Genomic DNA, 13,784 nt, shown 5'->3' with positions numbered 1-13,784 from the left:
CACGCCATAGCCAGTACGCGCCATGCACCGCGCTCGATGACGCGCGATGCATGGCACTTGGCTGCATCAAGAAAATGACACGAGATTCGCACGTCTTCCCGCGATGCAGACACGCACGTTAGCGCGCACCCGGCACCGGACGCGCGCCAACTGCGCGCCATCGCAGCCGACGACGCGATCATCGCCGCACTTAGTTGGCCGCAATCGACCCGGTCAGCGACACCGTGCCCATCCCACCGGTGACTTCGAAGCCGGCCTCCACTACCTGCAGATACAAACTGCTGTTGTAGCGGCCATCGCCGCCGCGCAACGCCTGCAACTTGGTCAAGAACGCTTTGACGTCCACGTTGACATTGCCCTTGGCCGGCAGCGCATTGCTGTTGCCCGCAGTACCATGCGAAATGAAGGTATATACGTAATAGCCAGCAGCCAAGTTATTGCCCTCCCACAAATCGTAGGTCACGCCGCCTGAGGTAATCGCGTTGGCGGTAGTCAGGGTGCCGACCGGATACGAATTGTTGGCGCCCCAGATCATCACTTCCAGTTGCGGGTTGCCCTTGCTGGCGTCCGTGCGAAAGAACAGGTCGTAGGCGAAATCGCCGGTCTGCCCGCTGCCCTTGGTGGTGAACGCCAACGTCCCGCTCAGGCTGTTGATCTTGGACACCTGATGCGGAAAGTAGCTATCGGGGGCCGGGTTCATCGTGTAGTGCCAACCGCGGCAGATGGCCGGATAGCCGTACAAGTTACCGCTAGGCAGGTTGTAGGAGATGGTCAGGCTTGGCGTGCTGCCGCTGCCGAAGGTGGCCTGGATGTTGTTATTGGCGTCGTTGAAATTGTTGTTGTATGCGTACTGCGTGCCATAGACCTTGGTCTGGCCGGTGTAGGCACTGGCGCTGGTCGCGACCAGCAGCAAGGCCAGCGCAGCAGCGCGCGGCAACCGACCACAATGGGCAAACAGCGGCGAGTGGGAACGGCGATGCATGTGCATGGATGTACTCCGAAAATGGATGGACCAACCACGCCCACCTGAATCGGCATGACACCGAGCAGGGGGCGAACGACCCTCGCGCATCCGGCAAGACGACACCTGTGCGTCGCCTACCGAATGTCTGCGCACTGACGGGGCGCAGACGCGGTCATCCATGCAGACCGGTCACCATGGCCTCATCCGATGTGCGATGCCACGCTACAGGCGACACACATATGGCCACTTCGTTGTCGTGTGCACAGCGAGCTGCGCAGAGATTGGCTATCGAACAGCAACGGGCAGCGCGCAGGCTGCGGCAGGCCCATCCCTGACAAAACGTACGCGGGCCGACCGGTAATGGCGGCCGGCTCAACACAGCAGCGGTTGCGGTTACTTCGCATCCAGGGTTGCGCTGACCTTGGCCCACCCATTGCCGCGCACCACCTCAAAGCCCGCTAAGGTGACGGTCAGCTCGGGCGTACTGTCGATGCCGAAAGTGCCCTGGACGATGTTGTTTGCATCGTTGGAATTGTTCACCCACGCATCGTGGTTGCCAACATTTTTATGCGGGCCGGCGAGCGCCGCGGGGGCGAGTGCTACCAGACCGAAAGCCAGCGTCGCGGTCCACCAGCGCGCTGCGCGCCGCCGCGTGACCGGCGTCGGCGTCCGGGCGCCGGTGTGAGGAAGGGAGCTGGATGGGCGGTTATGCATGTTGACGCTCCGTGTGATGCAGCACGCCGGCACTGTGCAGCGCCGTCGAGATCCGCCGTACGGCGATCGGGATTGGACCCTAGCAGTGGCGTCGCCAGGGGAGCTATACCGATTCCGGTAGCCCTACCCCGCCAAGCACGATAGCGGGCGCCACCTTGCACTTGGAACGTGCGCTGGCTATCAGTTAGCGACCTGGACAGGCGCGCGGCGCCACATATCGCATCACGACAAGGGCGTACCGGGGTAACGAATGGTGCACAGCCACATGTGCATCGACCACGTCCTGGCATGCCGACGCGGCGTCAGTTGCCCGTGCACTGGCTATCCCGGTGCAGTGACTTGGTGGCGCGGACACCCACGTGCGCCAGCCCGGGAGCCATCCACGCGATACACGCTGCTAACCAACCTCCACGTCAGACCTACGCGGCAGGCCCGTTTTGCGATAGCGTTCGAACGACAAACAACGCAACAGCCGGAGGGGGCGACGATGCGTATCGGAATCGTGGTGGACAGTGCGTGCGATCTGCCGCAGGACTTCATCCAACGCAACAACGTGATCGTGCTGCCGATCAGCGTCCGCATCGGCGAAGCCGTGCTGGCCGATCATCGCGATGAAGAAGCTACGCTGAGCTTTCTGCAGGCGCATGTGGCCGAACGTGGACACGAGGCGGAAACCACCCCGTTTTCGGTCAACCAGATCCGCGATCTGTTCCTGCAACAACTGGTCATCGACTACGACCACGTGTTCTGCCTGACCATCTCCAAGCTGCGCAGCCAGATCTACGACAACGCCATGCAGGCCAGCTTCGCGATCCTCAACGACTACAAGCCGATCCGACAGGCTGCCGGCCATACCTCGCCGTTCGCGTTGCGCGTGATCGACACGCTCAACCTGTTCGCCGGCCAGGGCATCACCGCCGTGGAAGCGGTGCGCCTGCGCGACCAGGGTCAGAGCGTGGCGGCGATCCGCACGCGGCTGGAGCAGCTGGCCGAGTACACCTATGGCTACATGATCCCGCGCGATCTGTATTACCTGCGGGCGCGCGCACGCACCAAGGGCGATCGCAGCGTGGGCCTGATCGGCGCGGCGCTGGGCAGCGCACTGGATATCAAGCCGGTGCTGCGCGCGTATCGCGGCGTCACCGAACCGGTGGCCAAGCTCAAGGGCTTCGAGCCGTCGGCCGAGAAACTGTTCGGCTTCACCGTGCGCAAGCTCCGCGAGGGCCTGATGACACCCACCGTATGCGTAGGCTATGGCGGCGAGCTGGCCGAGCTGCATGCCCTGCCCGGCTATGCCGCGTTGCAGGCCGCCTGCCAGAGCCATGGCGTGGAACTGTTTGAAAGCGTGATGAGCCTGACCGGCATGGTCAACGTGGGCAAGGGCGCGCTGGCCGTGGCCTTCGCTGCCGAACCGCATGGTTTTTCTGCCTGAAGCAAGCGCTTGACGGTACACGGCCTTCGACGGTGTTCTCACCCCGCCTCGGCTAGTGTGCTGCCGTCATTCAACGGAGTGTGTCCATGCCTGTCAGCTACTCGATCAGCCTGCCCGACCCCAAGCTCGCCCGCGGCAGCGCGCCATCGGTGAGCTTCACCGCCAACGGCGCCGAGGCGTTTGCCGAACAGTTGCAGGCCGCACTGCGTGATCCGGCCTGGTTCGATCGCTGGCGCCAGCTCCAGGCCGACCCGGACGAGGTGGACCCCGCACTGGGCATCACCGATCCGTCGGCCACCGTCACCGGCAAGCAAGACGACCTGCGCGTCGACCTGGTCGCCACCACCAGCATCCCCGGCGACCTGTTCAAACAGCGCATGCAGGCCCTGGCCGGCCATCACTGGGAAATGCGCGACGTGCGTTGACGGTGTGCGCCGCCATGCTGCATGCGTGGTGGCGCGCGGTCATGCCCGCGCCAATGCGCGGCGTGGCCAGCGCCATTTGAGGTTCACCGCCAGCGTGCCGAGCACGATCAGCGTCAGGCCCAGCCATTGCACAGGCACCAGCGCGTGGCCATACAGCAGATAATCCAGCAGCAGCGTGACCAGCGGGTACACGAAGGCCAGCACCGCGATCGTGGCCACAGGCAGATGCCGGTACGCCGAATAGAACAGCACGTACACGATTCCGCTGTGGATCACGCCCAGGCCCACCAGCCACACCCAATGCATGCCCGGATGCAGCGCGGCACTGCTCGAAAATCCGGCCAGCAACACCGTCCCGACCCAGCACTGCACCGTGACCACCGCCAACGGCCGCTCGCGACTGATGCGTCGCGACATCAGCAAGGAAGCGCCGCATAGCAGGGCCGCCAGCAGGGTCAGCGCAATCCCGAGCAGATAGCCGCGGTCGGCCGCCTGCCACAGTCGCGCCGGATCGGCCGAACACGCCACGCCCACGAACGCCAGCAGCGTCCAGCCCAGATCGGCGCGCCGCGTGCGCTCGCCCTGCAGCAACGCCGCCAGGATCAGCATCACGAACGGAAACACGTGATACACCATCGTCGCCACGCCGATCGACGAGCGCGCCATGCCGGCGAACAAGGCCACCCAGTTCAACACCAGCAGCACACCGCTGATCGCCGCATCGCGCACTAACGCACACTCGCGCCACAGCCCGCGCAACTGCCCGCCGATCACACCGCATACGGTGAGAAACGACGCACCGAACAGGCAGCGATAGAACACCGCCGTTACCGGATCCTGCCCGCTCCCGTGCACGAAGACGCCAACCGACCCGATCAACACTTCGGCAACCAGCAACTGCCAGAGCGCACGGCGCGATGCGCCTGCCGGTACAAGGCCAGCGGGAAGCGCCGCGCTCATGCAACGCTCCGGTTGCACGCGGCCTGCCTGTCGCACCGCCAATGCATGTGATTGCCCGATGCGGCCGCGTCGCGACGCTGCACGCGCGATCGCGCAGCGCAGACGCAGTGACGATGCGCACCAGCCAGAACAACAGCGGCGATATCGACAATAGGCACGATCGACCTCACAGGCAGGACAGAGGCCCGACGCATGCATCGGGCGCGTTCAGTCTGCAGTGCCATGCGCGACCATGACAGATTCAGATACCCTGTAAATCGACCAGTACAGATGGAGCCGGACGCATGTTGCTGTACGAGGCATTGGCGACGCAGTTGCGGCAGCGGATCGAGGCCGGCGCCCTGCGCGCGGGCGAGCGATTGCCGTCGATCCGGCAGCTGGCTGCGACCCATGGCGTCAGTGTGGCCACCGCCGTGCAGGCCTGCCTGCAGCTTGAGCGCGAAGGACGGGTGCAGGCGCGTCCACGCTCGGGCTACTTCGTCCGCACCATCGCCGCGACCGCACCGGTCGCGGCCAGAGCACCGCGGCAACGCAAACCGGGCATGATCGACAACCCCGCGCTGCAGCGCGTGCTCGATACCGTCGCCCGTACCGACCTGGTGCCACTGCATACGGCCACGCCGGCCCCTGCATTACTGCCCGGCACGCAGCTGGCCGCAGCCTTGGCGCGGCAGTTGCGTCGACACCGCACTGCCGCACTGGACTATGCCCCGCCCCAGGGCAACGCCGCATTACGCCGGCAGATAACGCAGCGTTACGCACATTGCGCCACCAGCGTGGTTGCGGAAGAAGTGGTGATCACCGCCGGCGCGATAGAAGCCATCAGCCTGGCACTGCGCACGGTGACCACGCCGGGCGATGTGGTGCTGGTGGAGACCCCCACCTACCACGGCATCCTGCAAGCCGTTGCCGCCTTGCGACTCAAGGTGCTGGAAGTGCCCAACCGGACCGGCGCGGGGATCGATGTCGCCCGTCTGGATGCACTGCTGCAACGCACGCCTGCGCGCGCAGCGGTGCTGGTGCCCAACTTCAACAATCCCAATGGCAGCCTCACCCCCGACAGCGCCAAGCGCGCACTGCTCGACAGCTGCGCCCGACATGGCACGGTGGTGATCGAAGACGATATCTACCGCGAACTGGATTGGTCGGGTCAGCATCCACACCCGCTGCGGCATTTCGACACGCACAACAACGTGATCACCTGCGGCTCGTTTTCAAAGATTGTGGCGCCCGGGCTGCGCGTTGGCTGGCTGCTCGGCGGCGACTGGACCGACGCACTGGTACGCGCCAAGTATTTTTCCACCGTTGGCAGCGCCAGCCTGCCGCAACTGGCATTGGCCGATTATCTCGCGCAACACGATCTGGAACGGCATCTGCGCAAGCTACGCCGCACCCTGGCCGACAACGGCCAGCGCCTGCGCGATGCGATCGTGCGGCATTGGCCGCAGGGCACACGCGTCGGCGACCCGGCGGGCGGCTTATCGCTGTGGCTGCAGTTGCCCGATGGTGGAAGTGGCCAGGCCCTGTTCGAAGCCGCGTTGGCCCAAGGCATCGGCACCTCGCCGGGTCATCTGTACTCCAGCCGTGGCGACCACGCAGATCATCTCCGCCTGAGCTGCGGCCAGCCATGGAACGAAACGCTGGAACGCGCGATGCGTCGGTTGGCGAAGCTTGCGACGCAGGTGGTGCGTTAGCTTGGTCGTTGGCGTCAACGTTCGATTTGTCGTTGTCGTTGTCGTTGTCGTTGTCGTTTGCCGTCGACTTCAACTTCAACTTCAAAAAAACGAGATCGCCGCACCTACGTGACGCGAACGTTCAGATGCACGGTGGCGAGCCCCCCTCCCTGCGGGGCGAGAAGGCACTGCTTGCGCGCCACTGGCGCGCGTGCCTTGGAGCGCCCGCGCCGCTAGCGCGGGCCGGGGCGCGGAGCGGGGGTTGGGGTGAGGGTACGGTGCGAAGCACTCGCATGTTCCAACTGCACGAGGCTTCACCCACCCCCTCATCCGCCCCAGCAGAGCACCTTCTCGCCAGGAGAGAAGGGCAATCGCGTCTACATCAGCGCAGCCCTGGCATCCCACTGCCGCCGATCAACTCCGCGAATCAACAGCCACAAACAAAACGTCGTCTCGCCGACCAGAACCGGCAACAGAATGCCGGGATTGATCAGCTTGGCAAATGCAGGCGCCAGCAGTTCGGCGAACGAGGCCACCAGATAACTGAGCCCAGCCAACACCATCAATCCGCCAACGAACCTGGGCAGATAGCGCGATCGCCAGATCAGCGCGCCACTGACCAGGCAGGCAGCGCCGAAAAACAGCAGCGCGATATTGAAGCCAATCTCATGTCCCAGCAACGCCAGCGCGGCCAGCGAGAAGCCATGCGCAGGATCGGCCGCCGACGTGCTGCCGGAAGCCAACGGCAGCACCATCAACTGAAATAACTTGCTGACGGCCTCCACCGCAAGCGATGCGCTATTCAACAACACGAACAACAGCGCCAAGCCTCTCCCCGCAGGCCGCAGCAACATGTATTCGATCCACAACTGCGCCACTGCGATCAGCGGCACCACCAGATTCGCAGCCAGCCCCAGCGTCCAGAGCTGCGCATGCTGCACGATGGCGTGGAGCGTGGCCTGGGCATCGCCAGGCACTACCAATGCGTTCGCTACATAGCCCTCTGCCAGACCACCCAGGACGATGACGGCGAGATAGAGCGCACCAGCGACGCGCGCATAGAACTGCGGGCGAGCTTGAATGTCGTACGCCATGGAGTGTCCAGTGGTTGGGGGGGGGCGAAGCGAGAAAGCAGTCAACGCCAGCGGTCGCCGGGCATGCGAATGAACGTCGAGACGACGTGCCCCCACGGAATCAGGACCGGAAAGACCACCACCAGCAGGCAGGCAGGCCGATAGCGTGGACCAGGTACCGACATCCATCCGGTCGTGCAGCAACCGGGGCGCGGCGACGACGCCGAGCCAGATCGATTTCCATGCAATTTCAAACAGCAGCAGCGGCAGCATTTTCAGCGGATAGCGAAGGCCAAGCAATGCCAGCAGCCCCATCGCTCCCAGCATGCACTGCACCACGCCCTCCATCAGTTCCCAGCTGCCGTGGCGCAGCACGATACCCGGCCAGACCTGTACACCCAGGCCGACCACGAGCAGCAGATAGCCGGCGCGCAAGCCATACAACCGCCAGAGCGGCACGCCGCTCGCAGTCCGCCCCGACGCGGTAGAAACTGCAGCACCGCTGGCGTCAGTCTCGGTCGCGATCATTCGACGTCCTTGAGAATTCTTTCGATACCGTCGAGGCGGATACGCATATCGTTCAAGGCAACCTGCGTTTTCTCGGCCAGCTCACGGTAGGCCTGGTTGTGATCCAGCTGCGCTTTGGCCTGCCTGATCGCAGCAAGATAGCGCATGCCGAAAACCAGCAGGATCGTGCCCAGCGGCAGGCAGATGGTCAAAAGATACAGATGCTCCGACAAGGCCGTCTCCTATTTTTCCGTCTTGTCGGTCAGCGATGTCGCTGCGTCCGCAATGACCGAAGGTGAAAGTTCCAAGCGAAAGGCGCTGACCTGGAAGTAGTTGAGCGCTTTTCCGTCATGCGACACCTCGGGCTGGCTGGTCACCAGACCTGCGGCCTGGAGCTTGTTCAAATGCAGATGCAGGAGCGGACGGCTGATCCCCAGTTCTCGTGCCAGGCTGCTGATGTAGTTGCGGCCACCGGTTTGCAGTGCCGCAATAATCCTCAGTCGGTGCGGATTATCGAGCGCCGAAAGAATCTCCAGCAGTCGATCCCCTGTCGTTGCCCCACCACTTTTCATGCGTCAGAAATATCTGACAGGTGCAGACATGTCAAGCGTTGCGGGAGGCTTTTTGCATGAGCGCGATGCTGGAGTGCGGAGTCGTTACCGGCGGCATGGGTAAGCGACCGGCGTTGTCTGTCCGCACTGGTTGCTTGACTGATGCACACGCTGTGCAAAGCACTGCATCACGCTGCCGCAGGCGCGAGCCGGGGGCGCCATGGACACGCCGCATGCATGAAGTACGCACGAGCTGCGGTGCGGGCAAGTGCTATCGCGCATGGCGGCGTTATGCACGGAGGCTTTATGTGAATCTGTTTCCAGCTGTAAGCCAATTGCAGTGACGCCAGAGATAGGCCTCTCACGCCATACAAGCGCCAGCCGCCGGCCGGACGTTGGACGGATGAGGCGAAAAGCTTGTGCTGCACCTGGCACGCTAGCGACGGCACTGCACTGACCGTAAATAGCGCTGCAAAAAAACAGCGATCTTGCCGCTACTGCCTGTTGCAACTGTCATACCCCAACCCCTCTCCGCTCGGGGAAGGGGTTGGGGTGAGGGTACGGGGCGAAGCCTACGTACACTCAAACTCCACCAGGCTTCGCTCGTACCCTCATCCGCCCCTGCGGGGCACCTCTCCCGAGGGGAGAAGGGACAACGATCCGCTACGCGCCCAACCACACAATCAACCACGCAATGCCGCAGCATGATGCGCGATGTGCTCACTAATGAAACTGGAGATGAAGTAATAGCTATGGTCGTACCCGGGCTGCATCCGCACGGTCACCGGGTACGCCGCCGCCTTGGCAGCGTCTTCGAATAGTCCGGTTTTCAGCTGGTTTTCCAGAAATTCGTCCGCATCACCCTGATCGATCAACAACGGCAAACGCTCCTGCGCGTGCGCGATCAATGCGGTGGCATCATACGCCTTCCAGCTGTCGCGATCGTCGCCCAGATACTGTCCGAACGCCTTCTCTCCCCACGGCACCTGGCTGGGTGCCACGATCGGCGAGAACGCCGATACGCTGCGGTAACGGCCCGGGTTTTTCAACGCAATGGTCAAGGCGCCATGCCCGCCCATCGAGTGGCCGCTGATCGCGCGCGCGCCGGTGGTGGCAAAGTGCGCTTCGATCAACGCTGGTAATTCGTTCACCACGTAATCGTACATGCGGTAATGCGCTGCCCACGGCGCCTGCGTGGCATCGACGTAGAAACCCGCGCCCTTGCCGATGTCGTAGCCGTCTGCATCCGCCACATCGTCGCCACGCGGGCTGGTGTCGGGCGCGACCAGGATCACGCCATGCTCGGCGGCGTAGCGCTGCGCCCCTGCCTTGCTGATGAAGTTCTGCTCGGTGCAGGTCAAACCGCTCAGCCAGTACAGCACCGGCAAGGGGCCGTCAGCCGCCTGGGGAGGCAGATATACGCCCACCTGCATGCTGCACTTCAAGGTCTGCGACTGATGCCGATACACATCCTGCCAACCGCCAAAACAGGCGCGGTGTTCGATACGTTCCATGACGATTCCTTACGAAGAGAAAACCCTGCAGCCGGATCGCCGGCCGCAGGGCTAGACCATCAATGCAACAGACCCTTCTTGCGCGCCACATGTGCGGACAGGGCATCCATCAACGCCGGCGACAGGCAGTCGTAAGGCGACAACCCCAAGTCGGTCAGGCGCGCGCGTACCCCATCCATCTGCTCCGGCGGCGTGCCGGTTTCGATGATGGATGACACGAACGCGGCAAAACCGGGGGCCGACCAGCCCTGTTGCTTCGACAATTCGGTGTGCACGAAATCCAGGCCGTAGAACGCGTGGTCCTTGTTCTCGATCCGGCCATACAGATGCACGCCGCATCCGGTGCACGCATGGCGCTGGATCGTCGCGCTTTCATCGACGACCTTCAGCTTTTCTTCGTGTGCGGTGACCTTGACCTTGTCGCGCGGGACCACCGCCACCACGGAGAACTTCGCGCCGTCGGGTTTCCAGCATTTACTGCAACCGCAGGCGTGGTTATGCGCGGTCTGCGCAGAGACCTCGACAGTCACCTTGTTACTGGCACAGTGGCATTCAAGCGTGCCGCCTTGAAAACCGTCTGCGCCGCCTCGCGCAACACCACCATCTACCGAAGGATGAATCGACACAGTAGTCATTACGTCCCTCCCGGAGTCTCGGGTACTACGTGCGCGGAAGCGGCCGCGCGCCGATCCTGGCCGTACGGTCAGAAATGAATCACGGTACGGATCGACTTGCCTTCGTGCATCAGGTGGAAGGCTTCGTTGATCTCTTCCAGCGGCATGGTGTGAGTGATGAACGGATCCAGGTCGATCTCGCCCTTCATCGATTGCTCCACCATGCCCGGCAATTGGGTACGTCCCTTGACACCACCGAAGGCCGAGCCGCGCCACACGCGCCCGGTCACCAGCTGGAAGGGACGGGTGCTGATTTCCTGGCCTGCGCCGGCCACGCCGATGATGACGCTCTCGCCCCACCCCTTGTGGCAGCACTCCAGCGCCGAACGCATCACGTTGACGTTGCCGATGCACTCGAAGCTGAAGTCCACGCCGCCATCGGTCAACTCGACGATGACCTCCTGGATCGGCTTGTCGTAGTCCTTCGGATTGATGCAATCGGTGGCGCCCATGCTGCGTGCCAGATCGAACTTGCCCGGGTTGGTATCGATCGCCAGGATGCGCCCGGCCTTGGCCTGCACCGCGCCCTGAATCACCGCAAGACCGATGCCGCCCAGGCCGAATACGGCCACGCTTTCGCCGGGCTTGACCTTGGCGGTGTTGTGCACCGCACCGATGCCGGTGGTGACGCCGCACCCGAGCAGGCACACCTTCTCCAGCGGCGCTTCCGGGTTCACCACTGCCAGCGAGATTTCCGGCACCACGGTGTATTCGCTGAAGGTGCTGCAGCCCATGTAGTGATAGATCGGCTCGCCGTTATAGGAGAAGCGCGTGGTGCCGTCGGGCATCAGCCCCTTGCCCTGGGTGGCACGCACCGCCTGGCAGAGGTTGGTCTTGCCGGACAGACAGAATTTGCATTTGCGGCATTCGGCCGTGTACAGCGGGATGACGTGGTCGCCCACCTTGACGCTGGTCACGCCTTGGCCGACCTGTTCGACGATGCCGCCGCCTTCGTGCCCGAGCACCGACGGGAAGATGCCTTCCGGGTCGTCGCCAGACAGCGTGAAAGCATCGGTATGGCACACGCCAGTGTGCGTGATGCGGATCAGCACTTCGCCGGCTTTCGGCGGTGCGACGTCGATTTCGACGATTTCCAGCGGCTTGCCGGGTCCGAATGCGACTGCTGCACGGGATTTCATGGGATGACGCTCCTGACGATGAAGTTCGAGGACGGGCACGGCAAGCACCGGCCCGGTGAGGGGTTTATTTGAGATAGGACCGGACCAGGCCGAGCAGATCCTGCACCCGCTCGGCGCGTTGCGCATCGGATGCGGCGGCGTGTCCGAAATCTTCGCGGATATGCGCTTCGAGCACCTGCGACATCAGCCCATTCACGGCACCCCGGATCGCGGCGATCTGCTGCAAGACAGGCGCGCAGTCTGCACCCGCCTGCAGCGCCCGCTCAAGCGCAGCGCATTGCCCGCGCAACCGGCGCACGCGTGCTAGCGCTCGCTTTTTCTCGTGCGGCGAATGCGGCATGGCGACTCCGGCAGAATACTGGGGGGCAGTATATGGATTGCTTTCGAAAAAGCTATGGCTGGCCGCCTGTTGGCTGTCTCTCTGGCGAGTGCGGTCACCATCATTCGTTGGTAGCGGGGCGCTGTAGTCACTGCGCGCTGATGGAACAGGCCCAGACAGGCCACCTGTTAACCGCAGTGCAGCACCTGCATTGCGCAGAAATGCCCGACGCGTCGCACACCGCATGCGCGCAAGGGATGGACCCAACCGATGCCTGCGAGCAGTTGCCACCGCAACCTGACCCTTGCCGGTTGTCCGCACCGTTGCTGGCCGCTGACGTGGCTTATCCGCATCAGCGCGTTGGCGTTGGCGGTGGCGGTGGATGACGCATCTGCGCACCGCATGCCGATGGCAGACGCGGGCTGTGGCGCATTTTTCAGGGGAGATTGGCGGCTTCCTTTGCTGCAGATTTGCCGCCGCGCGCCGCGTGTCGGCGTGTATCGGCGCTTGCCGGCATCCGCAGCGCTGATGCAACTTGCGTGGAATACCGTCTTCGGCTGACGCGGTGGAATCTGCAGCAGATCCGACCGTGGCAGCGCGAATGCTGACGCCGTCAGTTTTCGACAGTGGCCGGCGCCACGATAGCCACAGGATCTACGGCATGCTCCGGCAGCGACGCCAGCACCGCATGGCGAAAGCGCGCAGCGAATGCTGCGTGGTTGGCCTGGTAGAACGCGCGTGCGTTGGCCGACAACTGATCCAGCTGCGCCTGCGGCAATGCCAGGGCGGTTTCCACTGCTTGCGCGATGCCTGCCGCGTCGACGTAGTAATACGATGCCAGACGGCGCTGACGCACCTCGGCCACGGGAATTAGGACACCGTGTTCGGGCTTGATCAGCTCGTTCATCGGCTCGCCGTCGGTCGCCAGGGTCACCGCGCCAACGCTCAGCGCTTCCATCAGGTAATGACCGAACCCTTCGGCCTCGGAGGGGCACAGATGGAACAGGTGCGCATTTTGCATGCGGCGCAGTTCGGCATCGTCCAGGTATCCCACGCGGTGGTCGATATTGGGTGCCACCACCGGCTTGCCGGCGGTGCGCGGGTTCTGCACCACCGTCAGCAGCGGCCACTCTGGATGCCGCTGCCAGGTCTCCAGCAGTACGCGCGTGCCCTTGGCGGTACTGCGCCCGGCCAGGTGAAAGAAGGCACGCTGACGGAACACGCGCGCGTCGTACCGATCCGGACTGGTGAAACCGATGAAACGGGTGGCGCACCCGAGGCTGCGGAAGATCCGCTCGGCATGATGGGTCTTGCACAGCACCGCATCGAAGCGCGGCAGCAGCGGCAGCCACTTGGGCAGCAACCATTCCGGGTTGGGCACCAGCAGGTTGATCTGCCCTAGCGACAGGCAGCGCTTGTACACGCGTTCGGAAAAGATCTGTAGCGGCACCCGCCCGAACAGCGCACGGCTAGCCCACAGGCGCGCCTCGCGGCCGGTGTCGTGCAGGCGCTGACTGGTGAATCCCACTTCCTGCACCGGCACGCCGCCGGCGCGCAGTGTTTCGGCCATCAGCACCATGTCGCGGGTCAGGCCCACGCCGTTGTCGCGGCTGATCACCCGCATCATCGGAAATGCCTTGTCATGCGCGCACGCACCCGTAGAGCGGCATAGTGTCGATGCCGTGGCTTCCTGCGCGATGTCCCGTTCTGTCATGGTGCGTTACACGTGTGCCAATGGTTGACAAATTGGATCATTATGATGCGTGCTCCCAGCCTTGCAATTGCGAGCACCATGTATCTGGCAGCCACCACCTCGCGCGGGCCAACCTCCGCGCCACA

The 13,784-nt window shown here is 63.6% G+C and carries 13 protein-coding genes and 1 pseudogene; 3 read left to right on the top strand and 11 right to left on the bottom strand.

The features are described 5' to 3' along the window. Nucleotides 1-190: 190 nt before the first annotated feature. Both M0D43_RS15220 and M0D43_RS15215 read right to left on the bottom strand, forming a co-directional pair. Nucleotides 191-982, bottom strand: coding sequence for a GH12 family glycosyl hydrolase domain-containing protein (locus M0D43_RS15220; RefSeq protein ID WP_425510677.1), 792 nt, complete (start codon nt 980-982; stop codon nt 191-193). 444 nt (nt 983-1,426) lie between these two features. Beyond that, a pseudogene (locus M0D43_RS15215) lies at nt 1,427-1,678 on the bottom strand (cellulase S); the annotation flags it as partial. A 487-nt stretch (nt 1,679-2,165) separates the two neighbouring features. Here M0D43_RS15215 and M0D43_RS15210 point away from each other — a divergent pair. After that, on the top strand, nt 2,166-3,110 hold the full coding sequence (locus M0D43_RS15210; protein WP_252162072.1) for a DegV family protein: 945 nt from the start codon (nt 2,166-2,168) through the stop codon (nt 3,108-3,110). A gap of 86 nt (nt 3,111-3,196) precedes the next feature. Then, complete coding sequence (locus tag M0D43_RS15205; RefSeq protein ID WP_252162071.1) at nt 3,197-3,535, top strand: hypothetical protein; 339 nt, start codon at nt 3,197-3,199, stop codon at nt 3,533-3,535. 39 nt (nt 3,536-3,574) lie between these two features. Here M0D43_RS15205 and M0D43_RS15200 read toward each other — a convergent pair whose 3' ends face one another. Continuing rightward, nucleotides 3,575-4,495, bottom strand: coding sequence for a DMT family transporter (locus tag M0D43_RS15200; protein WP_260807342.1), 921 nt, complete (start codon nt 4,493-4,495; stop codon nt 3,575-3,577). A gap of 284 nt (nt 4,496-4,779) precedes the next feature. Here M0D43_RS15200 and M0D43_RS15195 point away from each other — a divergent pair, with 284 nt between their 5' ends. Next, nucleotides 4,780-6,189 (top strand): aminotransferase-like domain-containing protein, encoded by a 1,410-nt coding sequence (locus tag M0D43_RS15195; RefSeq protein ID WP_260807340.1) that lies wholly within the window; start codon nt 4,780-4,782, stop codon nt 6,187-6,189. A 356-nt stretch (nt 6,190-6,545) separates the two neighbouring features. Here M0D43_RS15195 and M0D43_RS15190 read toward each other — a convergent pair whose 3' ends face one another. The 8 genes from M0D43_RS15190 to M0D43_RS15155 form a co-directional block, all read right to left on the bottom strand. Beyond that, nucleotides 6,546-7,676 carry a DUF4386 domain-containing protein gene (locus M0D43_RS15190; protein WP_252162068.1) on the bottom strand — a complete coding sequence of 377 codons (1,131 nt, stop codon included), beginning with the start codon at nt 7,674-7,676 and terminating at the stop codon, nt 6,546-6,548. An 89-nt stretch (nt 7,677-7,765) separates the two neighbouring features. Then, a complete protein-coding gene (locus tag M0D43_RS15185) occupies nt 7,766-7,981 on the bottom strand; it encodes a hypothetical protein (protein ID WP_046963268.1) in 216 nt (71 codons plus the stop codon). 9 nt (nt 7,982-7,990) lie between these two features. Then, nucleotides 7,991-8,320 (bottom strand): ArsR/SmtB family transcription factor, encoded by a 330-nt coding sequence (locus tag M0D43_RS15180; RefSeq protein ID WP_252162067.1) that lies wholly within the window; start codon nt 8,318-8,320, stop codon nt 7,991-7,993. A gap of 662 nt (nt 8,321-8,982) precedes the next feature. Further along, nucleotides 8,983-9,813 carry an S-formylglutathione hydrolase gene (gene fghA, locus M0D43_RS15175; RefSeq protein WP_252162066.1) on the bottom strand — a complete coding sequence of 277 codons (831 nt, stop codon included), beginning with the start codon at nt 9,811-9,813 and terminating at the stop codon, nt 8,983-8,985. A 59-nt stretch (nt 9,814-9,872) separates the two neighbouring features. Continuing rightward, nucleotides 9,873-10,448, bottom strand: a complete 576-nt coding sequence (gene gfa, locus M0D43_RS15170) for an S-(hydroxymethyl)glutathione synthase (protein ID WP_252162065.1) — start codon at nt 10,446-10,448, stop codon at nt 9,873-9,875. Between the two features lie 68 nt (nt 10,449-10,516). Beyond that, nucleotides 10,517-11,626, bottom strand: coding sequence for an S-(hydroxymethyl)glutathione dehydrogenase/class III alcohol dehydrogenase (locus M0D43_RS15165; protein WP_252162064.1), 1,110 nt, complete (start codon nt 11,624-11,626; stop codon nt 10,517-10,519). Between the two features lie 64 nt (nt 11,627-11,690). Further along, entirely contained in the window at nt 11,691-11,966 is a 276-nt protein-coding gene (locus tag M0D43_RS15160) for a metal/formaldehyde-sensitive transcriptional repressor (RefSeq protein ID WP_252162063.1), read from the bottom strand. Between the two features lie 592 nt (nt 11,967-12,558). Further along, nucleotides 12,559-13,659, bottom strand: a complete 1,101-nt coding sequence (locus M0D43_RS15155; protein WP_252162062.1) for a glycosyltransferase — start codon at nt 13,657-13,659, stop codon at nt 12,559-12,561. Nucleotides 13,660-13,784 lie beyond the last annotated feature (125 nt).

This window comes from Xanthomonas prunicola, assembly GCF_025266575.1.
In the GTDB taxonomy this organism is placed as follows: domain Bacteria; phylum Pseudomonadota; class Gammaproteobacteria; order Xanthomonadales; family Xanthomonadaceae; genus Xanthomonas; species Xanthomonas prunicola.
The sequence above is the reverse complement of the archived record's forward strand: the minus strand, read 5'-3'. Positions and strand labels throughout refer to the sequence as shown.

Bases quoted from the DNA above. Each gene is read 5' to 3' on its own strand.
- M0D43_RS15220 (WP_425510677.1), bottom strand. From the start codon at position 982: ATGCATCGCCGTTCCCACTCGCCGCTGTTTGCCCATTGTGGTCGGTTG.
- M0D43_RS15210 (WP_252162072.1), top strand. From the start codon at position 2,166: ATGCGTATCGGAATCGTGGTGGACAGTGCGTGCGATCTGCCGCAGGAC.
- M0D43_RS15205 (WP_252162071.1), top strand. From the start codon at position 3,197: ATGCCTGTCAGCTACTCGATCAGCCTGCCCGACCCCAAGCTCGCCCGC.
- M0D43_RS15200 (WP_260807342.1), bottom strand. From the start codon at position 4,495: ATGAGCGCGGCGCTTCCCGCTGGCCTTGTACCGGCAGGCGCATCGCGC.
- M0D43_RS15195 (WP_260807340.1), top strand. From the start codon at position 4,780: ATGTTGCTGTACGAGGCATTGGCGACGCAGTTGCGGCAGCGGATCGAG.
- M0D43_RS15180 (WP_252162067.1), bottom strand. From the start codon at position 8,320: ATGAAAAGTGGTGGGGCAACGACAGGGGATCGACTGCTGGAGATTCTT.
- fghA (WP_252162066.1), bottom strand. From the start codon at position 9,813: ATGGAACGTATCGAACACCGCGCCTGTTTTGGCGGTTGGCAGGATGTG.
- gfa (WP_252162065.1), bottom strand. From the start codon at position 10,448: ATGACTACTGTGTCGATTCATCCTTCGGTAGATGGTGGTGTTGCGCGA.
- M0D43_RS15165 (WP_252162064.1), bottom strand. From the start codon at position 11,626: ATGAAATCCCGTGCAGCAGTCGCATTCGGACCCGGCAAGCCGCTGGAA.
- M0D43_RS15160 (WP_252162063.1), bottom strand. From the start codon at position 11,966: ATGCCGCATTCGCCGCACGAGAAAAAGCGAGCGCTAGCACGCGTGCGC.
- M0D43_RS15155 (WP_252162062.1), bottom strand. From the start codon at position 13,659: ATGACAGAACGGGACATCGCGCAGGAAGCCACGGCATCGACACTATGC.